Raw genomic sequence first — 24,802 nt, forward strand, 5'->3', positions numbered from 1 at the left:
GTAACCCCCGGCTCGCGTCGTGCCGGTCGGAAGCCCAACGCGCGGCAACGCACAATCGCCCAACGTTCCTGCCGCGATTCCGGTCCCTGAGGAAGTGGCGCTCCGGTCCGCGGTTGACCCGTTGGTCAGCGGGTAAGAGCGTGGACGCCAACGAATCGACAATCCTCGGACGGGGCGGAACAACCACTATGCCTGACATCGAGCTCTATCATTCGCCCAACACCCGCTCGTCGGGCGTGCGCGTGCTGCTCGAGGAACTCGGGGTCCCGTACCGGCTGCACGCGCTCAACATGCGCGCCGGCGAGCACCTCCAGGACGCCTATCGCGCCGTGAACCCGATGGCGAAGGTGCCGGCGATCCGCCACGGCGACGCCGTGGTGACCGAGCAGGCGGCCGTCTACCTCTACCTCGCCGACCTGTTCCCCGAGGCGGGGCTCGCCCCGGCACCGACCGAGCCCGACCGGGCCACCTACCTGCGCTGGATGGTGTTCTACGGCTCCTGCTTCGAGCCCGCGGTGGTCGACCGGTACCTGAAGCGGGAGCCAGGCCCGCGCGCCATGTCGGCCTACGCCGATTACGACAGCGTCATCGCCCGGGTGAAGGAGGCCCTGACGCCCGGCCCGTACCTGCTCGGCGCGCGCTTCAGCGCCGCCGACGTGCTGTGGGGCGGCGCCCTCGGCTGGACGACGGGCTTCGGCCTCGTCGCGCCCGACCCGGTGCTGGCGGCCTACGTGGAGCGCATCCGGTCCCGCCCGGCCTCGCGGAAGGTCGCGGCCGCGGACGCGCAGCTCGCCGAGGCGCACCAGGCGGCCGCGTCGACCTGACCGCGGCCGGACTCTTGCTGGGGCTCGCGCCGGGGGCCGGCCCCGGCGCGCGGTCCGGTCTCCCGCCGCCGGCGCACCCCGCGGACGGCCCCTCGCGCGACCGGAACCCGTCGGCCCATGCGTCTGCTCGCTCCCCTCATCGCCGCGCTCCTCCTCGGCGCCCCCGCGGGGGCCGCGCGGGCCGCCGATCTCACCGGAACCCTCAGGAAGATCCACGACAGCAACAGGCTGGTCCTCGGCGTGCGCGATACCGCGACCCCGTTCAGCTACCTGGACCAGAACCAGAAGGTCGTCGGCTTCGCGGTCGACATCTGCCTGAGGATCGCCGACGCGGTGAAGCGCGAACTGAAGATGCCGGGCCTCGAGGTCGGGATGGAGTTCGTCAACTCCTCCTCCCGCATCCCGCTGATGACCAACGGCACGATCGATCTGGAGTGCGGGACGACCACCAACAACGCCGAGCGCAAGAAGCAGGTGGACTTCACCAACACGCACTTCCTCACGGCGACCCGCTTCGTCTCCCGCAAGGACCAGCACATCGCCGGCCTGGACGACCTGCGCGGCAAGACGGTCTCGTCGGTCGCCGGCTCGACCAACATCCTGATGCTGATCAAGGCCAACAACGAGCGCAAGCTCGGCATCACGGTGATCGCCGCCAAGGACGTCCCGGAGGGGTTCCTCATGGTCGAGACCGGCCGGGCCTCGGCCTTCGTCATGGACGACGTGCAGCTCAGCGTGGTCGCGGCCCAGTCCAAGGAGCCCGCCGCCTACGCGGTCAGCGAGGAGACCCTGTCCAATCCGGAGCCCTACGGGATCATGCTGCGCAAGGACGACCCGGCCTTCAAGGCGGTGGTCGACCGGGCGACGGCCGATCTCTACCGGAGCCCCGAGATCACGGTGCTCTACGACCGCTGGTTCCTGAAGCCCGTGCCGCCGCGCGGCCTCAACTACAACGTGCCGCTGTCGTCGGCCCTGCGCTGGGCCTTCGCGCACCCGACCGACAATTCGGATCCCGCGTTCTACGCGCACTGATCTGTCGCGCGGCGGGGTTCCGCTCGGGCGAGGGAGATGCGATGCCGCGGGTCTGATCCCGCCCGCGTCGCGAAGCGTGCCATGACCGACAGCACAGAGCCGGCTCTCCCGTCCAGCGCGGCCGTCGCCGCGCCGCCGGCCACGTCGATCCCGCGCCTGATCGTCGTGCTGGCCTGCGCGGGGTTCGGCAGCACCTTCGCGCTCCGCTCGGTCGAGCCCCTCGTCGGCGTGCTCGCCCGGGATCTCGCGAGCGACGCCCACACGGTGGCGCTCCTCTCCACCGCCTTCGCGCTGCCCTACGCGTTCATCCAGCCGGTGCTCGGCCCGATCGGCGACGCGCTCGGCAAGGAGCGGGTGATGAGCACCTGCCTCGCGGTGCTCGCCGTGGCGCTGACCCTGTGCAGCGTCGCGCCGGATATCGGCAGCCTGTTCGGCCTGCGCATGCTGGCGGGGGCGGCCGCGGGCGGCTGCATCCCGCTCTCGCTGGCCCTCCTGGGCGACCGCGTGCCGATGGAGAGCCGCCAGGTGGCGATCGGGCGCTTCCTCGTGGCGGTGATCCTCGGCCAGCTCTCGGGCTCGACCTTCGCGGGCCTGATCGAGGCGGCGATCGGCTGGCGCGGCGTCTTCGCGGTCACCGCCGCGGTGGCCGCCCTGGCCTGCGCGGCGACCGTCCTCGGCTTCGACCGGGCCGGCCGGGCCCCGGCCCGCCGCCCCGCCTTCGGCGAGGCGGTAACGCGCTACCGCACGATCCTGGGCAATCCCCGGGCGCGGGTGCTGTTCTCGGCGGTGTTCATCGAGGCCATCGCGATCTTCGGCGTGTTCCCGCACCTCGCCCCGCTGATCGAGGCGCGGGGGGAGGGCGGCCCGCGCGAGGCCGGGCTGGTTCTGGCGGGGTTCGCGGTCGGCGGCCTGCTCTACTCGGCCCTGGTCGGGCTGCTCGTCCGGCTGCTCGGCCTTCCGCGGATGCTGATCGGCGGCGGCCTGATCTGCGGCGCGTCGCTCACCGTAGTCGGGCTCGCGGGCTCCTGGCAGGTCGACTGCGCCGCGCTCACCGCCATGGGCCTCGGCTTCTACATGCTGCACAACACCTACCAGACGCAGGTCACCGAGGTCGCGCCCAAGGCCCGCGCCTCCGCGGTGGCGCTGCACGCCTTCTCGTTCTTCTGCGGCCAGGCGCTCGGCGTCGCGGTGATCGGGCAGGCGCTGCTCCGGTTCGGGCAGCTCGGGGCGCTACTGGGATGCGCCGTCACCATCCTGGCGCTCGGGATCGCCACCGCCATCGCCCTGCGGCAGAAGCCGGGACCAGTCCCGTTTACCGGCTGAGCGCGCCTTTTCCCGGACGCCCGCAACGCAGTGGAAGGCGATCCGGGAACCAGCACACGAAGCGCCGCGAAAGCGGCACCGCATATCGACGCTTCGCGACGTTTCGCGCTGGATCCCGGGTCGCATTCCGCTGGTGCTCCAGGCGCCCGGGAAAGGGCACGGTGCTCGGACGATTCAGAGCGGCGTCCAGCCGTTCCATGGTTTTCCGAGAGTTGGTCTGAACCGCGCGAGGTCGTCCTTGCGAGCGCAGCGAAGCAATCCAGTGTCGCGCCACGCCTCCCGATGTCGCGCTGCTCTGGGTCGCTTCGCTACGCTCGCGATGACGCGGAGCAGCTCTCAGACCCGCCCCATCGCCAGCGCCTTGAGGTCGAAGCCCAGATCTTCCGCCTGGTCGGGCGTCAGCGGCGTCCCGGCCGCGAGCAGGCGCCGCGCGATCATGTGGTCGCCCGCGCGGTCGACGGATTCCACCGCGCTCAGGCGCCCGTCGCGGAAGCGGAAGACCGAGAAGGCGTCGCCGGTCCCGCGGACGACGCCGGCATCGCCGGGTCCCGACAGGCCCGCGATCTGCAGCTTGTGCGGACCCTGGTCGCTCCAGAACCACGGCAGCGCGCCGTAGGCGGCGGGCTTGCCGGTGAGGCGGGCCGCGAGGCAGCGGCCCTGGTCGATGGCGTTCTGCACGGACTCGATCCGCACCGTCCCGTCCGGCGTCACCCCGTGGGCGAAGGGGATCGGGAAGCGGGCGCAGTCGCCGATCGCCGAGATGGCCGGGTCGGGCGTCGCCAGGAACGCGTCGACCCGCACGCCGTCCTCGGCCGGCAGGCCGGCCTCCGCGGCGAGTTCCCGGTTCGGCAGGACGCCGATCCCGACGAGGATCAGGTCGGCCGCGCGTTCGCTTCCGTCCGCCAGGGCGACGCCGGTGGCGCGGCCGTCCCGCCCGACGATCGCCGTCACGCCGGCCCCGAAGGCGAAGCGCACGCCCATCGCGGCGTGGGCGCGGCGGAAGAATTCGCCCATCTCGGACGAGACCGCCCGGGCCATGGGCCGCTCGGCCGCCTCGATCACCGTCACCGGCAGGCCGCGCGCGGCCGCGACGGCGGCGAATTCGAGCCCGATGAAGCCGGCCCCGATGACCACGATCGCCCGGGCCTCGGCGACTGCCGCCTTCAGGGCGTCGGCATCGGCGAGGCCGCGCAGCTGGCGCACGCCCGCGAGTTCGGCGCCCGGGACCGGCAGGGGACGGTTGCGCGCGCCGGTGGCGAGCACGAGGTGGTCGTAGGGGAGGTCGGTGCCGTCCGAGAGCTGCAGGCGGCGCGCGTCCCGGTCGACCGCGACGGCGCGGAGCCCCGGGCGGTGCGCGATGGCGTGCTCGGCGAAGAAGCCGGGCGGGCGCAGGAACAGGCCCTCCCGATCGGTCTTCCCGGCGAGGTAGGCCTTCGAGAGCGGCGGCCGCTGGTAGGGCAGGGCGGTCTCGTCGCCCACCAGGGTGATCGGGTCGCGGAACCCGCCGTCCCGCAGGGACGCGGCGAGCTGGAAGCCGGCCTGCCCGGCCCCGGCCACGACGACGCCGGCAGCGGCGCTCACGCCTTGGCTCCCGCTAGCACCAGACCGCTCTGGGCGACGCCCGGCAGGCAGCGCGCGCCCTCCGACATCAGGTAGGACCAGACCGCGGAGGCGGCCGGACCCAGCACCTTGTCGGCGCGCCGGACCGCGTACCAGTCGCGCCGGATCGGCAGGCCCCTGACGTTGAGGAGGACGAGGCGCCCGCTCTCCAGCTCGGCCGCCACGGAGTGCACCGAGAGCAGCGCGATCCCGAGCCCGGCCATCACCGCCTGCTTGATGGTCTCGTTCGACCCGGTGTCGATGTCCAGCGGCGCCCGCTTGACCAGGACGCCGCTCATGAACTCCTCGAAGACCATGCGGGTGCCCGAGCCCTCTTCGCGGAGGAAGAACGGCTGGTCCGCGAGGTCCTCGCGGTTCAGGTCGGTCCGGCCCGCCAGCGGGTGGCCGGGCGGCGCGATCAGCACGATCGGGTGCGGCCCGAAGGTGGCGGCCTCGATCGGGAAGTCCCGGGGCGGGCGGCCCATCAGGGCGAAGTCGATCTCGTAGCCGCGCAGCGCCTCCACGGTCTGGCCGCGGTTGCGCACCGACAGGCTGATCTCGACGCCGGGATGCTTCTTGACGAAGCCCGCGATCACCTGCGGGGCGAAGTACTTGGCGGTGGAGACGACGCCGAGCGCCACGCGCCCGCCCTCCGCGCCGCGCAGGGTGCGCAGGCGGTCGGTGCAGGTCTCCAGCACCGTGTTGATGCTGTCGATCGCCCAGAGCATCTCGCGGCCGGCATCCGTCGGCTTGAGGCCCCCCGGCGTCCGGTCGAACAGCAGCAGCCCGGCCTCCTCCTCCAGCTGGCGGATGCGCGCGTAGAGGGCGGCGGAGGTGACGTTCAGCTCCTGCGCAGCCCGGGTCATGGTGCCGAGGCGGGCCACGGCAGCGACCGCCTGAAGCTGCTTGAGGGAGAGGTTGCGCATGGCGGACATCTCGTTTTTTTCGTCCTATGGCACAAGATCGCACAGAAATCTTGAAGGCCCCGCCGCGGGTTCCTGTCGATCCGGAGACAGAGACCGCTATCTTGGCAGCCAAGCGGCCGCTACAGAGCCGGCGCGGAACGCGCGATCCCCGCGGACGGGATCCGAGCAGGAGGAGTAGGCCGATGGCAATTTCAGCGGCGATCGGGACGCCCCTCGAGACCTGCCTGGCGCAGGCCGTGGACGCCAATCCGGCGCTGAAGGACGCCGCCGCGGTGGTCGCGGCCGTGGCGCGGTCGGCGGTGGAGATCAGCGAGCGGATCGGGCGCGGCGCGCTCGGCGGCGACCTCGCGGCGGCCGGCGATCACAACAGCGACGGCGACGTCCAGAAGGCCCTCGACGTCATCGCTCACGAGAGCGTGACCGCGGCGCTGCGGGGCGCTCCGGTCGCCGAGGTCGCCTCCGAGGAGGCCGAAGAGGTGATGCGTCTGAACCCGGACGCCCCGCTCGCCGTCGCCATCGACCCCCTCGACGGCTCCTCCAACATCGGCGTGAACATGGCCGTCGGCATGATCTTCGGCATCCGGCCGTCGATCAAGGATCCGGCGAACCCGCTGGCCTCGTTCACCACCCCCGGCTCGACGCAGATCGCCGCGGGCTTCGTCACCTACGGCCCGGCCACGGCGCTGATCCTGACACTGGGCGAGGGCACCCAGTCCTACGTGCTCGACCGCGCCGAGGGCCGGTTCAAGCTGACGAGCCCGGCGATGTCGGTGCCGGCCTCCACCAAGGAATTCGCCATCAACGCCTCCAACGCTCGGCACTGGGACGCGCCGGTGAAAGCCTATATCGAGGATTGCCAGCGCGGCACCGAGGGGCCGCGCGACAAGGACTACAACATGCGCTGGCTCGCCTCGCTGGTGGCCGACATCCAGCGCGTGCTGACCCGCGGCGGTGTGTTCCTCTACCCGGGTGACGCCCGGAAGAACTACGCCCGCGGCCGCCTGCGGCTGCTCTACGAGGTCGCGCCCGTGGCCATGCTGGTCGAGCAGGCCGGCGGCGCGGCGACCGACGGCCAGACGCGGATCCTCGACCTCGTGGCCACCGGGATCCACGAGCGGGCGCCGCTGGTCTGCGGCTCCACCGAGGAAGTGGCGTGCGTCGCCACCTACTATGCCGGCGGCAAGCCCGATGCCGGCCGCTCGCCGCTCTTCGGCCAGCGCGGCCTGATGCGGTCATAGCCGCACCGTGAAGTCGTAAAGGCATGTCGGCGCGGCACCCCATCATCTCTGTGACCGGCTCCTCCGGGGCCGGGACCACCTCGGTGCGCAACACCTTCGAGCAGATCTTCCGCCGCGAGGACGTGCGGGCGGTCTTCATCGAGGGTGACGGCTTCCACGCCTTCGACCGCGACACGATGCGGGCGATGATGGCGAACGAGCCGACGCTGTCCCACTTCGCGCCGCGGGCCAACCTCCTGCCCGAGCTGGAGGCGGTGTTCCGCAGCTACGCCGAGTCCGGCACCGGCCGGACCCGTCACTACGCCCACGACCAGCACGACGCGCAGGCCTACGGCATCCCGGAGGGCAGCTTCTCGGACTGGGAGACGTTCCCGCCCGATTCCGACCTCCTGTTCTACGAGGGCCTGCACGGCTGCGTGGCCGACCCGGACGTCGACATCGCCCGCTACGCCGACCTGAAGATCGGCGTCGTGCCGGTGATCAACCTCGAATGGATCCAGAAGCTGCACCGGGACCGCTCGTTCCGCGGCTACTCCACCGAGGCGGTGACCGACGTGATCCTGCGGCGCATGCCCGACTACGTGCAGACCATCTGCCCGCAATTCTCGTTCACCGACATCAACTTCCAGCGGGTGCCGACGGTCGACACGTCGAACCCGTTCATCGCCCGCTGGATTCCCACCGCCGACGAATCGATGGTCGTGATCCGCTTCAAGGACCCGAAGGGGATCGACTTCTCGTATCTCGTCTCCATGATTCACGACAGTTTCATGAGCCGGGCCAACTCCATCGTGATCCCCGGCGGCAAGCTCGACCTGGCGATGCAGCTGATCCTGACGCCGATGATCATGCAGCTCGTCGAGCGCCGCCGCCGGCTGGCCTGAGCCGACCCCGAAAGCCTCCCATGCTCGCACCCGTCATCGCCCCGTCGATCTTGTCCGCCGACTTCTCGAAGCTGGCCGAGGAGACCCGCGCCGTGGACGCGGCCGGGGCCGACTGGATCCATCTCGACGTGATGGACGGGCATTTCGTGCCCAACATCACGTTCGGGCCGCCGGTGGTGAAAGCGCTCCGGCCGCACACGCAGAAGTACTTCGACGTGCACCTGATGATCGCGCCGGCCGATCCGTACCTCGCGGCCTTCGCGCAGGCGGGGGCCGACGGCATCACGGTCCACGCCGAGGCCGGGCCGCACATCCACCGCTCGCTCCAGACCATCCGCGACCTCGGCAAGCGCGCCGGCGTGGCGATCAACCCGGGCACGCCGGCCGCCATGGTCGAGCCGGTGCTCGACCTCGTGGATCTCGTGCTGGTGATGACCGTCAATCCCGGCTTCGGCGGCCAGAGCTTCATCAAGGGCGCCATGGAATCGGTGGCGCGGGTGCGCGCCATGGTGGCGGGCCGGGACATCCGCATCCAGGTCGACGGCGGGATCGACCCCGAGACGGTCAAGGTCGCGAGCCGCGCCGGCGCCGACACGTTCGTGGCCGGCAACGCCGTGTTCAGCGGCGGCCCGGACGCCTACGCCGAGCGCATCGCGGCGATCCGCGAGGGCGCGGAGGGCGCCTCCGGTCGCGACCTGTCGTGCTGAAGGCGCTGATCTTCGACGTCGACGGGACCCTCGCCGAGACCGAGGACCTGCACCGGCAGGCGTTCAACCGCGCCTTCGCGGAGCTCGGACTGCCCTGGCGGTGGGACGAGGCGCTCTACGCCGACCTGCTGGCCGTCATGGGCGGCAAGGAGCGGCTCGCTCACTACATCGACACCGAGCACCCGGCGGAAGCCGCCGCGCTCCACGCCCGCGCGCCGGAGATCCACGCCATCAAGACGCGCGCCTACGGCGACCTCGTCGCGCGGAACGGCCTGCCGCTGCGCCCCGGGATCGCCCGGCTGATCGCCGAGGCCCGGGCCGCGGGAATCCGGCTCGCGGTGGCCACCACGACGAGCCGCCCGAACGTCGACCGGCTCCTCGCCGCCAATTTCCCGCCGGACGCAGCGCCCTTCGACGTGATCGCGGCCGGCGACGAGGCGAGCCGCAAGAAGCCCGCCCCCGACGTGTTCCTGCTGGCGCTCGCCGGCCTGGAGATCCCGGCCTCCGAGGCGGTGGCCTTCGAGGATTCGGCCGCCGGCATCAGCTCGGCCCGGGCCGCCGGGCTGCCGGTCCTTGCGACCCGGAGCCGCTACACCGAGAGCCACCGGCTCGACGGCGCTTTCTCCGCCGTCTCGGATCTCGGCGAGCCGGACCGGCCGCACCGGCACCTCGCGGGCGTCGAATGGCCGGGCGGGGTCGTGGATCTGGCCTCCCTGATCCGGTGGCACGAATCTCAGGACGGTCAGAGCACGCCGGTCCAGGCGATGGGCACGAGCCGGTAGCCCGGTCCGTCCCGTTCCACGTGGCCGAGCGACGGGAAGGGGAAGTGGTAGCCGACCACGAGGGCCCTCTCGGACGCGGCCGTGTCGTAGAAGCGGTGGCGCGTCGCCTGCGCCTGATCGGCGTCGTGATCGTACATCACGTGCCAGTCCGGGTGCTGCAGGAAGAGGGCCGGGATGTTGGTCACGTCGGACTGAATCAGCAGACGGTCCGCGCCCGAGGCGACCGCGAAGGCCGTGTGGCCCGGCGTGTGTCCGGGGGCGGCGAGGGCGGTGATCCCGGGCACGATCTCCTCGTCCCACGCGAAGCTGCCGATCCGGTCCTTCAGGTCGCCGAGCACCCGGCGGGTGTTGGCGAAGTAGCCCTGCGTCACCGGGTCGGCGGCGCGGGCCATGTTGGCGTCGCTCATCCAGAACGCCCAGTCGGGTGCGGCGGCCCGGATCTCGGCGTTCGGGAAGGCGAGGGACCCGTCCGCCCGCTTGAGGCCGTTCGTGTGGTCGGGATGGAGGTGCGAGAGCAGGACGAGGTCAATGTCCTCGGGCCTGATCCCGGCCGCCGCGAGGTTCGCCGCGAGGCGGCCGACGGGCGCGCCCGGCACCGGGCCGTTGCCGGTATCGATCAGGACGAGCTTCGCGCCCGTGTTGATCAGCGTCGGGTTGAACGGCACCGTCACTTGGCCGGGGGGCATGTAGGCCGCCCGCGCGGCGCCGAGCGCCTCGTCCCGGGGAACGTTGCGCACGAAGCGGTCCGGCATCGCGAAGCTGCGCGCCCCGTCGTTGAGGATCGTGACCTCGCAGCTGCCGACACGCGTCCGGTAGAAGCCCGGCGCCTGCGCTTCGGCGAAGGGTGCGGTGGCGCGGGCGCGGCCGCCGAGACCCAGGACGGCCCCTCCGGCGAGCGCGGCCCGCACCAGATCGCGACGGTTCGTGCCCGGCATCGGATCCTCCTTGAAACCCGCGTTGGCCCGTGTCCTAGCGTCTGCCCGGCCGGCGATCGGCGCGGGCGTCCGCCCGCCCGTGCGCCTCGGTGGCGAACAGCATCGTCCCGGCCACGAGGCCGAGCGCGGCCGCGATCCCGAACTTGAGCCAGCGCGGGTCGGCCGCCGCGACGTCGCTGGTCGCGCGGGAGTCGAAGCGGCCGTGGGCGCCGGGATCGGTGTCCACCGGGTCGTAGAGGTTGTCGGGTCGGTTCTTCTGCGCCTGCACGCCGGTCATCTCCCCGCGATAGCCGTGCCGGGCGAGGTAGCCGTCGATCCAGCCCGGGATCAGCATGTTTCCGATGATCGCCTTCCAGGCCGAGGCCCCGATCCACATTTCCCGGGGCGCGTCGTGCGCCGCCCGGAAGACGTGCCGGGCGATGGCCTCCGGCTGGTAGATCGGCGGCACCGGCTCGAGCTTGCGCGGCAGCCGCGAGCGCGCCCAGTCGAATTGCGGCGTGTTCACGGCCGGAAGCTGTACCATCGTCAGGCGGACTCGGCTGCGGTCGTGGAGCAACTCGCTGCGCAGGGAATCGACGAAGCCCCGCACGGCGGCCTTGGCGGCGCAGTAGCTCGCCTGGAGCGGGATCGACCGGTAGGCGAGCGCCGAGCCGACATGCACGATCGTGCCCCGGTCGCGCGGGACCATGTGGCGGAGGGCCGCCAGCGTGCCGTGCACCTGCCCCAGATAGGTCACCGCGGTGGCGCGGTGGAACTCGTCCGGGCTCGTCTCCTGAACGGGCGCGTAGACCGTCACCATCGCGTTGTTGACCCAGACGTCGATGCCGCCGAACGCCTCGGCCAGCGCGTCGGCGGCCTGGGCGACGGCCTCCGCGTCGGCGACGTCGGCCGCAAAGGCCAGGGCCCGGCCGCCGGCCCGCTCGACATCGCGGATCGTGCCCCTCAGCCCCGCCGGGCCGCGCGCGATCAGCCCCACGTTCCAGCCGTGCCGGGCGAATTCGTGGGCGACAGCCCGGCCGACGCCGGCGCTCGCGCCCGTGACCATGACCGTGCTGCGTCCGTTCCGGCTCGACATCGGGTTCCCAGCTGCGCGTGAAGTCCAGCGCCAACGCCCGAGACGGCGACTTTTTCCGCGGTCACGGGATTGCGAAGCCCGCGGGGCCGTGTCGGCCCGTGTCGCGCCGACCGGCACCGGCCGCGTTGCTTCGTCCGAAGGCGGCGGCCTATATACGGCGCGACCTCACAGCCGCGACGGCGGGGTCCCGCACGCCCGCCCGCGCCAACGAACAAAAGTCCGAACCGTCATGGCAGGCCATTCGCAGTTCAAGAACATCATGCACCGGAAGGGCCGGGTGGACGCGGTCCGCTCGAAGGTGTTCGGCAAGCTCGCCCGCGAGATCACGGTGGCGGCCAAGCTCGGCACGCCCGACCCGGCGATGAACCCGCGCCTGCGCGCCGCGATCCTGGCGGCCCGCGCCGAGAACATGCCCAAGGACAATATCGAGCGCGCCATCAAGAAGGCCGCCGGCGCCGACGGCGAGAACTACGAGGACATCCGCTACGAGGGCTACGGGCCCGGCGGCGCCGCGCTGATCGTCGAGGCACAGACCGACAACCGCAACCGCACCGCCTCGGACGTGCGCTCGGCCTTCACCAAGTCCGGCGGCAGCCTCGCCGAGACCGGGGCCGTCGCCTTCATGTTCGACCGCGTCGGCGTGATCGCCTACCCGGCCTCCGTGGCCGACGCCGACACGATGCTGGAGGCGGCGATCGAGGCCGGCGCCGACGACGTCAGCTCCGGCGAGGACGGACACGAGGTCATCTGCGCCCAGGATTCCTACGGCGAGGTCACCAAGGCCCTCGAGGCGCGCTTCGGCGAGCCCGCGCGCACGGGCCTGATCTGGAAGGCGCAGAACACCATCAATGTCGACGACGAGACCGGCGAGAAGCTCATCCGCCTCGTCGAGGTGATCGAGGATCAGGACGACGTCCAGAACGTCTACGTGAACTTTGCCCTGTCGGACGCGCTGGTGGCCAAGCTGCAGGCGTGAGGGGCACGGCCGGCGAGCCGGGAACGGACGGTTCCGGTCGCAGCCATGCCGGGCGCGCTTGCGCTCCGGATCCCGCTCGGCAATCCCAGACTGGCGAAGTCGGGGGTGGCGGCGTGTTCGCCCTCCGGAGTTCCGGGCTCGCCCGTCAGGCGCCCGCGGCCGCGAGTTCGGCCCCGAAGCGGTCCTGCGCGTAGCGCTCCACCGAGAAGGTGTCGTCGGGCAGCTGCACCATGAAGCGCTCGGCCACCTCGGTCAGCACGATGTCGGGCCGGACGCGCTCGATATACGGCCAGTCCAGCGAGGTGCTCCAGACGAAGTGCACCTCGCGGAACGTCTCGGCCAGCATGATCGTCAGCATGTACGGCATGACGTGCGAGAAGGAATCGCCGAACAAGACCAGCCGGCGCGGTTCGGTGGCCTTGGCGTTCCCGTAGATCACGTGCGCACCGACATGCAGCGTGTGCAGCAGGCCGGCCTTCTCCCGGGCCTCGACGATCGGGCTGCCGTAGGTCCGGACCGCGTCCTGCTGCATCAGGACGGTGCGCGAGCGCGCCCGCCGGGGTGGATCGAAGGCGCTCCCCAGATCGCCGTCGTGGTCGGTCTCGAAGGACGGCCGCTCCCTCAGGTCCTGCCGCGGCTCGGCGCCCAGCGCCCGGCAGATCTCCGCGTAGGCGAGATAGCAGCCGTCGGCGGACCAGTGGGTGTCGGTCCGGCAGTACAGGTCGGCCGCGTCGCGCTGCGCCCGCATCGGCGTCACCAGGTCGATGCAGGTCTGCCGCCAGCGCTTCCGCCGGCGCCAGGCCGCGTACAGCCCGACCGGACCCGGGAAGCGACCCGCCGGGGGCTCGCTGTGGAGGAGGCGGTAGGCCGGCGACGCGCTCGGCCGGATGGTGAGCCCGTCGAGCCGGTGATCGTAGATCATCAGCTTCTCCGGGGCGACGACGTGGCGGTACAGGATCCCCTGGGCGCGCAGGCGCCGCTCCCGCGTCGTCACGAGGCTGCGCCACTGCCAGATCAGCTCGGTCGTCTCCTCCGGCCGCTCGTACTGGCCGAGCACGTCGTTCGTACCCGTCTTCAGGAACAGCCAGCCGTCCTGGCCGACATGGATGTGATCGGGCGTGCTCGAAGCCATGGCGCACTCGTGAGGCGGGTCGCCCTTCCGGCGGCCGCCGATGTCGAATTCGGCCGCAAGGCGCGGGATGCCGGAGCGGCGGCGGACCGGCAGAGTGCCGCACGCGTCATCCACCACCCGGCAGGCCCCGTCATGCCCCTCCTCAAGGCCCGCGCCAAGCCGCATAGTACGGCTGCCATGAGCCCCGTTCCCGCGACAGACCCCGGCGATGCCGAGCGCTGGGCCGCCCTCGCCGCCCGCGACCCGCGGGCCGACGGCACCTTCGTGTACGCGGTCCGCACCACGGGCGTGTACTGCCGCCCGAGCTGCGCCGCGCGCGCGGCGCGGCCCGAGAATGTCAGCTTCCACCGGACCTGCGCCGAGGCCGAGGCTGCCGGCTTCCGGCCGTGCCGCCGCTGCCGCCCGGACGAGCCCGCCCTCGCCGAGCGCCGGGCCGAGGCGGTCGCCCGCGCCTGCCGCCTGATCGAGACGGCGGAGACGGTTCCGTCCCTCGCCGCGCTCGCCCGCTCCGCCGGCCTGAGCGCCTACCACTTCCACCGGGTGTTCAAGGACGCCACCGGCGTGACCCCCAGAGCCTACGCGGCCGCCCACCGTGCCGCCGCCGTGGCGCGGCGGCTGCCCGGGGCCGCCTCGGTGACGGAGGCCCTGTATGAGGCCGGCTACGGCGCCGCGAGCCGGTTCTACGCGGCGGGCGCGCCGCGCCTCGGCATGGCGCCCGCCGCCTACCGGACGGGTGGCGCGGGCCTGCGCATCCGGTTCGGCATCGGCGCCTGCAGCCTCGGCGCGATCCTCGTCGCCGCCACCGAGGCGGGCGTCTGCGCGATCCTCCTCGGGGACGCGCCCGAGCCGCTCCTGCACGATCTCCAGGACCGCTTCCCCGCCGCGGAGATCGAGGGCGGCGACCCGGCCTTCGAGGGCTGGATGGCGCGGGTCATCGGGCTCGTGGAGGCGCCGGGCAGCGGCCTCGACCTGCCCCTCGACATCCGCGGCACGGCGTTCCAGCAGCGGGTCTGGACGGCGCTGCGCAAGATCCCGGTGGGATCCACCGCGACCTACGCGGAGATCGCCCGGGCGATCGGCCTGCCGACGGCGACGCGCGCGGTCGCGCAGGCCTGCGGGGCGAACCCGGTCGCGGTGGCCATCCCCTGCCACCGCGTCGTGCGCTCGGACGGTGCCCTGTCGGGCTATCGCTGGGGCGTCGCGCGCAAGCGCGCGCTGCTCGACCGGGAGGCGGAGGCCTGAAGTCCCGCGCCTCCGGTGCTCCGTGCGGTCTGCCCCAGGGCCGTTCCCTTTCGTAGTGCGACGGTCCGGAGGAAAAGTGCCTCCGGTCGAGACAGCCGCGACTTGCCCCGCTCCCGTGCGGGAGAGGGGAACCGCGCCTCGCTCAAGACGGGCTCGGCGATCGTCACTGTCCCGACGTGGCCGGGGGCGGCGCTAGCGTCGACCGCCGCCAGGGCCGCCGAAACCGCCGCCGCCGAAACCGCCCCCGCCCGGGCCCGGGCCGGGGCCCCCGGGCGGACCGCCGAAGCCCCCGGGGCCGCCCGGGAAAGCCCCGGGGCCTGCCGGCGGCGTGCCGCCGAAGCCGCCGCGCGGCGCTCCGAATCCGCCGGTGCCCTCCGATCCGGGGACGACCACGCCCCCCGGCCGGGTGTCGATCGCGGGGCCGCGTGGTTCGCCGATGCCGCCCAGGCCGCCCTGGCGGCCTCCGGGCTCGGCGCCGAAGCGGCCGGGCGCCTCGTCGGGGAGGTTGCGGAGGTCGAGCCGGTCGCGCTCCCGCTCGAACCGCGGGGCGTCCGGCCGCTGCGGCTCGGGCGCGATGCGGTCCTCGATCCGCAGCCGCTCCACCGTCAGGTCCCCGTCCCGCGCGATCGCAGCGGTCAGCACCGCCCGCACGCTCCCGGTGCGCGGAACCTGCGCGCCCGGACGACCCGCGACGGCGTAGCCCGCGCCGACGTCGAGCCTGCCGCTATCCCGGCCGATATAGGCCTCGATCGAGACCTGTTTCAGACCCGGCGGGAAGGGCAGGCCGACCTGCGCGGCGTTGGTCACGGTGAGCACGCCGTTCGCCGCACGGCCCGTCACCAGGGCGCGCCGGCCCGGCGGCAGGGCGTCGGCGCCCGCGAGGCGGAGGCCGCCGATCCCGAGGCCGCCCGCGACCCGCCGCACCGGGCCGGCGACGCGGTCGGGCCCGGTGTCCCGCGGCTCGATCAGGCTCGCCACGATCACGCCGTCGGGCCGGCGCAGCCCGCTCACCGCGACCCGCGCGCCCGGCTGCCACGCGCCGCTGAGACCCGTGGTCGAGACCCGCTGGCCGAGCACCACGAGCCGCCCGGGCGCGACCGATTCCACCGTCCCGACCACTTCGCTCGTGACGTCGATCCGCCCCGTGGCGAGTCCGCCGCCCTCGGGCCGCGCCACCACGTGGACGACCTGACCGATCTTCAGGTCGGCGGCCTTCGCGACCGTGCCGTCGATATGCACCTCCACCTCGGGCGGATAGGCGATGCGCAGGTCGTTGACGACGATCGAGCCGAAGCGTCGGATCGTGCCGATCACGCCGGTGCCGCCGATGCCGCGGTCGCCCTCGCCGAGGGGCCCGCTCTTCGGCGCGTCGGTCCGCATCATGCCGGTCCCGCCGATGCCCTGATCGCGCGGGGATTCCTGCGACCGGACGGTGCCGGGCAGCACGGTCGCGGCGCCCGCGAGGAGGCGCAGGACGAACCGGCGGTTGAGCGTGGCGCGCACCGGCCGGCCTCTCACCGCTCGTCCGCTCGCCGCGCCGGCGGCGCCGCTTCGGTGTAGACGTACAGGCCGAAGTTCCAGCGATGCGTGCCGCCGGGATCGGTCTGGCAGGCGGCGTGCGCTTCCCGGTTGGCCTGCTGCAGCGCCTCCATGGCGATCTCGCGGGCGCGCGCCTCGAGCCGGGTCGCGAGGTCCTTGGACAGCCCGTCGTAGTGGACCGCCCGCTCGAGGAAGCGCGGCGCGTCTCCGAAGATGTTGGCGACGGCCGCGGCGATGTGGTCGTGCAGGTTGCGGCCGAAATAGTAGAGCTGGGGCCCCTCGGCGCCGTCGCCGCGGGGCACGTAGGCGGCCTCGGCCAGCACGATCCGGTCCTGCGCATCGGTGAAGGCCAGCCCGCGATCGAGCCACTCGTCGAGGACGGCGCGCGGCCGCAGGTCCCGCGTCACGCCCGCGACCAGCGACTCGAACGAGGGTGCGCCGCCCTCGGCCGTGCGCGGAAGTTTCAGGGGCTGGCCCTGCGCGTCGGTGAAGGCCGGGTCGGCGATCCAGCGAGCGATGATCCGGCTGGTGCGGGAGACGACCGCCGGGACGGCGCTGACCGGAGCACCGGCGCCCCGCAGGCGCCGGACCTCCTTGCGGTGGATGCCGGTGAGCAGGGAGACGCGGCTGTCGGTCTGCTCCTTTCCGGCGAGGGCGAAGTCGTACTCGGCGACGTTCACGTAGAGCTCGCGCAGCAGGTCGGTGAGCGCCGGGAAGGTGATGCCGCGGGCGACGAGCAGGCGCACGAGGGGGCGCAGCAGCCGCGCCAGCGGCGCGTGCAGGCTGGCGCCCTCCCGCGGTGTATCGGCAGTATCAGACATGGCCGCATCGTGACGGCTCATCCCGTGGGACACAATCCCACCGCGTGCGAAGGCGCACGCTGGTCCCTCGATTTCGCGTTGACGTGGGATTTTTGCACACGTAAAACCGCTTCGTGGTCAAATTTCCCACGAAATGCGGGGCCGGCCGATGACGATTGATACGCGAACGCTCGTGGCGATGCCCCTGCCGCCGCTCACGCTTCCCACCGCCCAGGCGCGACGGGCAAGCCTGAGTGATCCCCTTCCGCGGCTCCGACGCCTCGTCTGCGTCGTCGCCGCGCTCACACTGCCCGTCCTCGGGGTCGCCGTCGCGGAAACGGTCCACCGCGCCGGTTCACCGAGGGCGCCGCAGGCCGCCGCTCCCGCCACCCCCTCAGGCGGGGCGGCGGCACCCTCGGGCGCCGTCGGGCCCCGACGCGCCGCGAGAACCGTGAGGGTCGCGGCACGCACGGAAGAGAACCGCGAGGTCCGCTCTTGATCGCCCTCTCCGGTATCGACCGCGCACGAACCGCGCCGACCTGCGGTGGAGCGGCCATTCTCGATCTCGCTCTCTGCCTGATCCTGTCTGTGACCGTCGTCGGGCTGCTCCTCCTGGCCCTCTGATCCCGCGGCTCCGCCGCGCGCCGAACGAGATTTCCATGAACGCACGAACCTCCGCAGCCCTCGCGGGCGCCGCATGCGGCTGCCTGGCCCTCGCCGCCCAGGCGGCCGACCTGCCGCGCCGCGCGCCGCCGCCGCCACTGCCGTCGCTCCCGGTCTTCACCTGGACGGGCTTCTATGCCGGCGTGAATGCGGGATACGCGTTCCCGACCGGGAGCGGCGGCTTCACCGACCCGACCTACGGCACCGTCACGGGCGGCGGGCGGTCAGGCGGCTTCGCCGGCGGCGGCCAGATCGGCTACAATTACCAATTCACGCCGGGCTCCGGAGTCGTCGTCGGCGTCGAGGCCGACATCCAGGGCGCGGCCTTCGCCAAGGCGGACCCCGCCTATCTCGGCACCACGCCGTATTACAGTGTCCGACCGAGCCTCGACTATTTCGGCACGGTCCGCGCCCGGCTCGGCTACGCGTTCGACCGGGTCCTCGTCTACGGGACCGGCGGTTTCGCTTACGGCGGCGGGGCGCGCGCGACCGACGCGGGCGCCTACCCCTACACCCTGCCGTCGACCGACCGGACCGGATACGCGGCCGGCGGCGGCATCGAGTACGCCTTCACCGAGAAGCTCTCCGCCAAGGTGGAGGCGCTCTACCTCCATCTCGGCCGCGGAACGACCGCCGCCACGTACTACAACGCCAGTGTTCCGGCGTTTTATGGTGCCGGCAAACAGGACTCCGGTTTTGCGGTGGTTCGGGCCGGTGTGAATTACCGATTCTGAGCAATATTCGTTGGACGATAGCTTGACGGAGCGGTCAAGCTGGGTCGCAATGCCCTGCATTCGGCTTCGCGAATCTGTCGGCCGCGCGAGCCTGTCCACGGCCGAGGGATGTCGGTGAGGCCGGATACCGCGCGGGTGCAGCCCCGCGGGACCGCGGATTCTCTCCGACAGGATCGGCCGTGAGCATGCCCAGCTCGACCTCCCTCACGACAATGCTGCTCGCCGTCGCGCTCGCGGCCTGCACCGTCCCGGCGCGGGCGCAGGAGATCGTGCCACCCGGGCCCGACGGGCGCGGCGCCATCCTGATCTACGGGAATTTCTGCGGCCCCGGCAGCCGCGGGCCCGGCTACCCGCCGATCGACGCGCTGGATCTCGCCTGCGCGCACCACGACGCGTGCTCGCCCGAGCCGGCCGCGGGAACGCTGCCGACCTGCGCCTGCAACGGCCGCCTCCGCGTCGAGGCGGGGCTCGTCGCCCGCGATCCGGCCGCGCCGGCCCAGACCCGCCAGACCGCGCAGTTCATCTCGGATTTCGCCGCGGCGCTGCCCTGCCAGTAGGGCGCGCCACGGGACCGCTCAGGCGGCGTCGGCCGGGTTGGCGGCTGCCTTCGGGCCGCCCTTGGCGACGCCCACCAGGGCCGGGCGCAGCACGCGCTCGCCGATGACGTAGCCCGCCTGCACGACCTGCACGACGGTGCCGGCCGGAACCTCCGCGTTCGGCACCTCGAACATCGCCTGATGGCGGTTCGGGTCGAATTTCTGGCCCTGCGGCTCGACGATCTTCACGCCGTGGCGCTCGAGGGTCTTGCCGAGGTCGCGCTCGGTGAGCTCGATCCCGTCGATCAGCCCCTTCAGGGCGCCGTCGGCCGTGGCCTTCGCGTCGGCCGGGACGCTGTCGAGGGCGCGGCGGATGTTGTCGGCGACGTTGAGCACGTCCCGGGCGAAGTTGGTCACCGCGTAGGCGCGCGCGTCGGCGACCTCGCGCTCCGTCCGGCGGCGCAGGTTCTCCATCTCGGCGAGGGTGCGCAGCGTCCGGTCCTTGAGCTCGTCGCGCTCGGCGGTCAGCAGGGCCAGGGCCTCCGCGACCGGATCGACGGTGGCCGACTCGCTGCCCTGACCCGCGGGCGCGGGATCCTGGGCCGCGCCGGCACCGGCTTCGACCGTGGTCTGGCGCTGGTCATCCTGGGGCATGTCGTTGCTCGTCATCACGTTTCAGTCGTGGGCGGGAATCGGTGAGGGATGGTGGAATCGGCGCTGATATCTGGCCACGGGGCCGCGAAATCAACCCGTACGCTCACGCCTCGCGCGGCGGCGGCGCCGCCACCAGCGCCTCCAGACCCTCGGCCTTCAGCGTCGCGACGTCGTGGGCGAACACGTCCATCACGGCGGCCCGGATCGCGGCCTGCCGGTCAGGCTGCGTCACCCGCGTGCCGGTGAGGTCGGTGACGTAGAAGACGTCCACGGCGCGCTCGCCGAACGTCGCCACATGCGCCGACGTGATGTTGAGCGACAGCCGGCTGAAGGCCGTAGTGAACTCGTAGAGCAGGCCCGGCCGGTCGAGGCCGGTGATCTCCACCACGGTCTCCCGGCTCGACAGGGCGTTGTCGATGATGACGTCCGGCGGCACCGGGAAGGTCTTGGCGCGGGTGCTGGTCGGCGGGTGCTTGTCGGCCACGAGGTCGGCGATCTTGATCTCGCCCTTCAGCGCCCGCTCGATCGCCGCGGTGATGCGCTTGGTCCGACGCAGCTCGTCGTCGTCCCGCTCGAAGGCGCGCGAGATGAAGATCGTGTCGAGGGCGAACCCGTCCGTGGTGGTGAAGATCTGCGCGTCGACGATGTTGCTGCCGGCCGCCGCGCAGGCGCCGGTGACGATGGCGAGCAGGCGGGGATGGTCCGGCGAGTAGACCGTGATCTCGGTCACGCCCCGGACGGGATCGAGGGCGACGTCGGTCGCGCTGGTCCGCCCGTCGCGCACGACGTCGCGCAGGAAGATCGCGTTCTTGAGCTGGCGCGTGCCGTCGACCTTGAGCCAGTAGGCCTGGCTGTGGCGGGCCGCGTAGGCGTCGAACTCCTCCGAGCCCCAGCCGGGCAGCTGTTCCCGCAGGCCCATCTGCACGAGGCGCACCCGGTCGGTGCGGGCGATCTCGGAATGGCCGCCCGAGAGGTAGACCTCGGTCTCGTCGTACAGGGTGCGGACCAGGGTGCCCTTCCAGGCGGTCCAGACGCCGGGGCCGACGGCGGTGATGTCGGCCACCGTCAGGATGGTCAGGAGCTTCAGCCGCTCCAGGCTCTGCACGCTCGCGGCGAAGCGCTCGATCGTCTTGGCATCCGAGAGGTCGCGGCTCTGCGCGGTCATCGACATCAGCAGGTGGTGCTCTACGAGCCAGCGCACCGTCTCGGTCTCGGCCTGGTTCAGGCCGAAGCGCGGGCAGAGCTTCTCGGCGATGGCGGCGCCGGCGATCGAGTGGTCCTCCGGGCGGCCCTTGGCGATGTCGTGCAGCAGGATCGCGACGTAGAGCGCGGTGCGGTTGTGGATCGAGTGCACGAGGCGCGAGACCAGCGGGTAGGTCTCCTGGGCCCGGCCCGATTCGATGTCCGCCAGCACGCCGACCGTGCGCAGCAGGTGCTCGTCCACCGTGAAGTGGTGGTACATGTTGAACTGCATCATCGCGACGATGCGGCCGAAATCCGGGATGAAGCGGCCGAGCACGCCCGCCTCGTTCATCTCGCGCAGCGCCTCCTCCGGCGCGTTCCGCGAGGTCAGGATCTCGACGAACAGCCGGTTCGCCTCGGGGTCCACGCGCAGCGACGGGTTGACGAGGCGCAGGGACCGGTTGGCCAGCCGCTTGGCGTCCGGATGGATCGCGAGGTTGTGCCGGTCGGCGAGCCAGAACAGCCGGATGAGGTTGACCGGGTCGCGCTCGAAGGCGTCCTCCGCGCGCAGGTTCACCCGGCCGTGGTCGATCCAGAAATCCTCCGCCTCCATGGCGGTCGCCCGGAACCGGTCGCGGAACCGGCCGATCCAGCGGTCGAGAACCGGCGTGCGCTTGGCGTGGCGCGCCTCCAGCTCGGCGCAGACGATGGCGGTGAGATCGCCCACATCCTTGGCGATGCGGAAATAGGCCTTCATGAAGCGCTCGACGCCGGAGAGGCCGCCCCGGGCCTCGTAGCCGAAGCGCTCGGCGATGCGCGGCTGCAGACCGAAGGACAGGCGCTCCTCGGCGCGCTTCGTGGCGAAGTGCATGTGGCAGCGCACCCGCCACAGGAACTCCTCGCAGCGCTCGAACAGCGCGTACTCTTCCGGGGTGAACAGGCCGGCGCTGACGAGCTCGATCTGGTCGCGGACCCGGTAGGTGTACTTGGCGATCCAGAACAGCGTGTTGAGGTCGCGCAGGCCGCCCTTGCCGTCCTTGACGTTGGGCTCGACGAGGTAGCGCGAGGTGCCGGCCTTGGAGACGCGCAGGTCGCGCTCGCGCAGCTTCGCCTCGACGAACTCGGCGGCGGACCCGACCACCAGCTCGGCGTCGAAGCGCGTCACGAGCTCCTCGTAGAGCACCCGGGTGCCGAACAGGTACCGCGCCTCCAAGAGGGCCGTCCGGATCGTCATGTCGGCCCGCGCCTCGCGCAGGCACTCCTCGACCGAGCGGGTGGCGTGGCCGACCTTCAGTTTCAGGTCCCACAGGACGTAGAGCATTCCCTCGACGACGCTTTCGGACCACGCGGTCTGCTTGTAGGGCAGCAGGAACAGCAGATCGATGTCCGATCCCGGCGCCATCGTGCCCCGGCCGTAGCCGCCGGTGGCGACCACCGCGAGCTGCTCGCCGGTCGACGGGTTGTCGTTGGGATAGAGCCGCCAGACCACGGCGTCGTGGATCGCCCGGACCACCGCGTCGGTGAGATTCGACAGGGTCTGCGCGCACAGCAGCCCGTTGCGGTCCTCGAGGAGCTGCGCCTCGGCGGCCCGGTGGCCCTCCTCGATCACCCGGCGCAGCTGCGGCACCAGCGCGGCCCGGAGCTTCGTGGGCTCGCGGGCCTCGCGGTCGAGGTTCTCGAGAACCGTATCGAGGGCGGCGACGGGATCGAACATGGTTCCCGTTAGCATGATATCCCTAAGCCGCCAGCCATGCGGCGCCCGCCGCTACTCCGCGGCCGGCAGATCGAGGGCGAGCAGCCGGGCCGTGCGGTTGCGGGTCGCCGCCCGCGGCTCGGTCTCGCTCGTCTGCCGCCGCGCGTCGGCGATGGCCGCGTGGACGCCGTCGACCGCCAGGATCAGCGCGCTGACCGTGCGCGCGTCGATGCTGCGCTCGCGGGCGTAGCAGACCACGTCCGCCACCAGTCCGTCGGTCTCGATCGCGATCGCGTCGAGTTCGGCGGCGCTGGTCGCCGCGCGCACCTCGCGCATGATGTCGAGGAGCCGGTCGAGGACGAAATCGACCCGCTCCCGGCGCTTGCGGGCGAGGCGCTGGCCGAGCCACGCGAAGCCGGAGCCGATCGTGCCGCCGAAGAAGGCGAACAGGTAGATGTAATCCTCGTAGCGGTCGAGGAAGGTCTGCTGCTCGCGCTCGAAATAGTCGACGGCGCCAGGGTGGTTCGGCAGGCGCGCCGAGGTCGCCGCCACCGTCGTGTCGAAGTCCGGCGCCTTCATCAGCTTGGCCACCGGCGCGGTCGAGGCGAGCCGCGAGCGCCACTCGAACAGGTGCTGCGTCGCAGAGGCGACCGCGACGCGGCTGACCGTGCCGCGGGCCATCAGGCGATAGGAGGCGCCGACGGTCTTGACCTCCTCGTCGGGCCGCTTCGGGCGGCCGCCGAAGGTGCCGGCCGGGATCGTCACCGCCTGCAGCTCGGGGAAGCGCTGCAGGATCGCGTCGCCGTCCGGGATCGAGACGAAGCCGATCTTGCGGTCCGGCGCGCCCAGTTCGACGGCGCGGACGACCGCGGCCGCCGGCTTGGAGGCCGGGCTCGCGATCACCGCCACCGCGTCGACCCGCTTCTCGGTGAGTGCGGCCGTGACGTCGCCGACCTTCAGTGGCACCACGACCACGTGGCCGGGCTCCGCCTCGGCGGCGTGGCCGGCCTCCGGCGCGTCCTCGCCCACGATGTCCGGCACGAGGTCGTAGAAGGAGAGCAGGTTCGTGAGGAACGACAGGTCGGCGCTGTGGCGGACCACGATGCCGAGCCGCTTGCGCGCCAGGGCCGGCACGTCGTCGAGATCGGCCGCCTCCGGCGCCGCGATGACCAGCGCCTCGTCGTGCAGGATCGCCAGGGTCAGCCCGTTCTCGGGCAGGAAAACGTCCGGCCGCACCACCGCGAGGTCGGCCTTGTTGCGCTGGAGTGCCAGGGCGCTGTCGCGCACGTCGCCGTAGCGCACCACCTTGAGACGGACGTCCTCCCGGGCCCGGTCGAGGGCGCCGGCATAGGCCTCGATCAGCGCGGCCTCGGGCCCGTCCTGGGGGCCGACCGCCACCGTCAGGGTGTTCGGGCGCGACAGGTAGACGATCGCGGCCGCGGCCGCGGCGAGCCCCAGGGCCACGAGGACCAGGAGCCACTCGCGCCGCATCAGTACGGCCGCCGCGCCGTGCAGCCGCAGGCGCCATCGGCCCTGCGGAGTGCCGGGCGAAGAACGGTGGTTCGGGCCATGGCCGAGCCTGTCGCGTTGCGCGCGTTCCATACCCGAGTCATGGAACGCAAACCTGTCGAGATCGTGAAGAACCGGTGAAATCTCCATTCGTTGCAGGATCCGCGCCAGAAGGTCGCGACCGCGAGATCAAGCCGCCCGGCCCCGTGAGCCCGGCCTGGCTGGAGCGTGCGGCGCTCCACTATCTGGAGCGCTACAGCGCCTCGACCGAGATGCTGCGCCGGACGCTCGCGCGCCGCGTCCAGAAGCGCGCGCGGGCCCGGGGCGAGGATCCCGAACGCTTCGCCGACCTCGTGACGGCGACCGTCGCGCGGGCGGTGTCGGCCGGCCTCGTGGACGACGCGCGCTTCGCCGACACCCGCCTCGCCACCCTGCGGCGTCGCGGCACCTCGACCCGCGGCGTCTCGGCCAAGCTCGCCGCCAAGGGGGTCCCGCGCGACGTCGTGGAGGCCGCCATGCTGGCGGAGCGCGACGCCCTGCCGGACGGGGAGGCGGACGCGATCGAGGAGCAGGCCGCCCAGGCCTACGCCAAGCGGCGACGCCTGGGACCGTATCGCCGACCGGACCAGCGGGCGACGCACCGCGACCGCGACCTCGCCGCCCTGACCCGGGCCGGCTTCGCCTACGGCCTCGCCCGCCGTGTGGTCGACCGGGAGCCCGACGAATCCGGCGAGCCCGACGCGCCTGCGTGACGGGTGCGGCATCGCGGCCCGGGGTGAACGCCGCGCCGGCCTTGCACCTTCGGCCGCGTTGTTCA

General features: G+C 72.4%; 23 protein-coding genes. 13 read left to right on the plus strand and 10 right to left on the minus strand.

Annotation, left to right across the window (positions count from 1 at the left end; genetic code table 11):
- Positions 1-188 precede the first annotated feature (188 nt).
- The 3 genes from ACX9MN_RS29675 to ACX9MN_RS29685 all read left to right on the plus strand — a co-directional run bounded on the left by ACX9MN_RS29675 (position 189) and on the right by ACX9MN_RS29685 (position 3,179).
- Positions 189-824: a glutathione S-transferase family protein gene (locus tag ACX9MN_RS29675; RefSeq protein WP_489726176.1), complete on the plus strand. Its 636-nt coding sequence runs from the start codon at positions 189-191 to the stop codon at positions 822-824.
- Positions 825-941: 117 nt separating this feature from the next.
- Positions 942-1,856, plus strand: coding sequence for an amino acid ABC transporter substrate-binding protein (locus ACX9MN_RS29680; RefSeq protein WP_447681673.1), 915 nt, complete (start codon positions 942-944; stop codon positions 1,854-1,856).
- An 81-nt stretch (positions 1,857-1,937) separates the two neighbouring features.
- Complete coding sequence (locus tag ACX9MN_RS29685) at positions 1,938-3,179, plus strand: MFS transporter (RefSeq protein WP_175556284.1); 1,242 nt, start codon at positions 1,938-1,940, stop codon at positions 3,177-3,179.
- A 336-nt stretch (positions 3,180-3,515) separates the two neighbouring features.
- Here the strand turns inward: ACX9MN_RS29685 and ACX9MN_RS29690 are convergent, their stop codons facing one another.
- Both ACX9MN_RS29690 and ACX9MN_RS29695 read right to left on the minus strand, forming a co-directional pair.
- Complete coding sequence (locus ACX9MN_RS29690; protein ID WP_489726177.1) at positions 3,516-4,760, minus strand: NAD(P)/FAD-dependent oxidoreductase; 1,245 nt, start codon at positions 4,758-4,760, stop codon at positions 3,516-3,518.
- Positions 4,757-5,704 (minus strand): LysR family transcriptional regulator, encoded by a 948-nt coding sequence (locus ACX9MN_RS29695; protein ID WP_026604832.1) that lies wholly within the window; start codon positions 5,702-5,704, stop codon positions 4,757-4,759. Before ACX9MN_RS29695 ends, ACX9MN_RS29690 begins: the two co-directional genes overlap by 4 nt.
- A gap of 182 nt (positions 5,705-5,886) precedes the next feature.
- Between ACX9MN_RS29695 and ACX9MN_RS29700 the strand changes: the two genes are divergently transcribed.
- From ACX9MN_RS29700 to ACX9MN_RS29715, 4 genes are read left to right on the plus strand one after another with little or no spacing between them, the layout of a single operon-like run.
- Positions 5,887-6,942 (plus strand): class 1 fructose-bisphosphatase, encoded by a 1,056-nt coding sequence (locus ACX9MN_RS29700; protein ID WP_091679427.1) that lies wholly within the window; start codon positions 5,887-5,889, stop codon positions 6,940-6,942.
- 23 nt (positions 6,943-6,965) lie between these two features.
- The gene (locus ACX9MN_RS29705) at positions 6,966-7,826 is read left to right on the plus strand and encodes a phosphoribulokinase (RefSeq protein WP_091926233.1); all 861 of its coding nucleotides are present in this window, start codon (positions 6,966-6,968) and stop codon (positions 7,824-7,826) included.
- A gap of 20 nt (positions 7,827-7,846) precedes the next feature.
- Positions 7,847-8,533, plus strand: coding sequence for a ribulose-phosphate 3-epimerase (rpe, locus tag ACX9MN_RS29710; RefSeq protein ID WP_020092550.1), 687 nt, complete (start codon positions 7,847-7,849; stop codon positions 8,531-8,533).
- Positions 8,527-9,315, plus strand: coding sequence for an HAD-IA family hydrolase (locus ACX9MN_RS29715; RefSeq protein WP_489726178.1), 789 nt, complete (start codon positions 8,527-8,529; stop codon positions 9,313-9,315). Before rpe ends, ACX9MN_RS29715 begins: the two co-directional genes overlap by 7 nt.
- On the opposite strand, the gene ACX9MN_RS29720 is transcribed toward ACX9MN_RS29715, so the two are convergent.
- The gene (locus ACX9MN_RS29720; RefSeq protein ID WP_489726179.1) at positions 9,276-10,250 is read right to left on the minus strand and encodes an MBL fold metallo-hydrolase; all 975 of its coding nucleotides are present in this window, start codon (positions 10,248-10,250) and stop codon (positions 9,276-9,278) included. The two genes, ACX9MN_RS29715 and ACX9MN_RS29720, sit on opposite strands and share 40 nt — an antisense overlap.
- Positions 10,251-10,284: 34 nt before the next feature.
- Positions 10,285-11,325, minus strand: a complete 1,041-nt coding sequence (locus tag ACX9MN_RS29725) for an SDR family oxidoreductase (RefSeq protein WP_091679417.1) — start codon at positions 11,323-11,325, stop codon at positions 10,285-10,287.
- Between the two features lie 229 nt (positions 11,326-11,554).
- On the opposite strand from ACX9MN_RS29725, the gene ACX9MN_RS29730 reads away from it, so the two are divergent.
- Complete coding sequence (locus ACX9MN_RS29730; protein WP_056526849.1) at positions 11,555-12,301, plus strand: YebC/PmpR family DNA-binding transcriptional regulator; 747 nt, start codon at positions 11,555-11,557, stop codon at positions 12,299-12,301.
- Positions 12,302-12,446: 145 nt separating this feature from the next.
- On the opposite strand, the gene ACX9MN_RS29735 is transcribed toward ACX9MN_RS29730, so the two are convergent.
- Entirely contained in the window at positions 12,447-13,433 is a 987-nt protein-coding gene (locus ACX9MN_RS29735) for an alginate O-acetyltransferase AlgX-related protein (protein ID WP_489726180.1), read from the minus strand.
- 177 nt (positions 13,434-13,610) lie between these two features.
- Between ACX9MN_RS29735 and ada the strand changes: the two genes are divergently transcribed.
- Positions 13,611-14,675: a bifunctional DNA-binding transcriptional regulator/O6-methylguanine-DNA methyltransferase Ada gene (ada, locus tag ACX9MN_RS29740; RefSeq protein WP_489726370.1), complete on the plus strand. Its 1,065-nt coding sequence runs from the start codon at positions 13,611-13,613 to the stop codon at positions 14,673-14,675.
- Between the two features lie 192 nt (positions 14,676-14,867).
- On the opposite strand, the gene ACX9MN_RS29745 is transcribed toward ada, so the two are convergent.
- Both ACX9MN_RS29745 and ACX9MN_RS29750 read right to left on the minus strand, forming a co-directional pair.
- Positions 14,868-16,178 carry a DUF5666 domain-containing protein gene (locus tag ACX9MN_RS29745; protein WP_489726181.1) on the minus strand — a complete coding sequence of 437 codons (1,311 nt, stop codon included), beginning with the start codon at positions 16,176-16,178 and terminating at the stop codon, positions 14,868-14,870.
- An 11-nt stretch (positions 16,179-16,189) separates the two neighbouring features.
- Complete coding sequence (locus ACX9MN_RS29750; protein WP_489726182.1) at positions 16,190-17,035, minus strand: DUF6502 family protein; 846 nt, start codon at positions 17,033-17,035, stop codon at positions 16,190-16,192.
- Positions 17,036-17,509: 474 nt separating this feature from the next.
- Here ACX9MN_RS29750 and ACX9MN_RS29755 point away from each other — a divergent pair, with 474 nt between their 5' ends.
- The 3 genes from ACX9MN_RS29755 (at position 17,510) to ACX9MN_RS29765 (ending at position 18,968) form a co-directional block, all read left to right on the plus strand.
- On the plus strand, positions 17,510-17,638 hold the full coding sequence (locus tag ACX9MN_RS29755; protein WP_020092541.1) for a hypothetical protein: 129 nt from the start codon (positions 17,510-17,512) through the stop codon (positions 17,636-17,638).
- 35 nt (positions 17,639-17,673) lie between these two features.
- Complete coding sequence (locus tag ACX9MN_RS29760) at positions 17,674-18,411, plus strand: outer membrane protein (protein WP_489726183.1); 738 nt, start codon at positions 17,674-17,676, stop codon at positions 18,409-18,411.
- A 185-nt stretch (positions 18,412-18,596) separates the two neighbouring features.
- Entirely contained in the window at positions 18,597-18,968 is a 372-nt protein-coding gene (locus ACX9MN_RS29765; RefSeq protein ID WP_056526870.1) for a phospholipase A2 family protein, read from the plus strand.
- Between the two features lie 18 nt (positions 18,969-18,986).
- Here ACX9MN_RS29765 and grpE read toward each other — a convergent pair whose 3' ends face one another.
- The 3 genes from grpE to ACX9MN_RS29780 form a co-directional block, all read right to left on the minus strand.
- Positions 18,987-19,601 (minus strand): nucleotide exchange factor GrpE, encoded by a 615-nt coding sequence (gene grpE, locus ACX9MN_RS29770; protein ID WP_026604829.1) that lies wholly within the window; start codon positions 19,599-19,601, stop codon positions 18,987-18,989.
- A gap of 103 nt (positions 19,602-19,704) precedes the next feature.
- Positions 19,705-22,497 (minus strand): [protein-PII] uridylyltransferase, encoded by a 2,793-nt coding sequence (locus ACX9MN_RS29775; protein ID WP_489726371.1) that lies wholly within the window; start codon positions 22,495-22,497, stop codon positions 19,705-19,707.
- Between the two features lie 51 nt (positions 22,498-22,548).
- Positions 22,549-23,967 carry a TAXI family TRAP transporter solute-binding subunit gene (locus ACX9MN_RS29780; protein ID WP_091679401.1) on the minus strand — a complete coding sequence of 473 codons (1,419 nt, stop codon included), beginning with the start codon at positions 23,965-23,967 and terminating at the stop codon, positions 22,549-22,551.
- Positions 23,968-24,191: 224 nt separating this feature from the next.
- Between ACX9MN_RS29780 and ACX9MN_RS29785 the strand changes: the two genes are divergently transcribed.
- Positions 24,192-24,737: a regulatory protein RecX gene (locus tag ACX9MN_RS29785; protein ID WP_489726184.1), complete on the plus strand. Its 546-nt coding sequence runs from the start codon at positions 24,192-24,194 to the stop codon at positions 24,735-24,737.
- Positions 24,738-24,802 lie beyond the last annotated feature (65 nt).

Source organism: Methylobacterium sp. 1A (genome assembly GCF_058072805.1).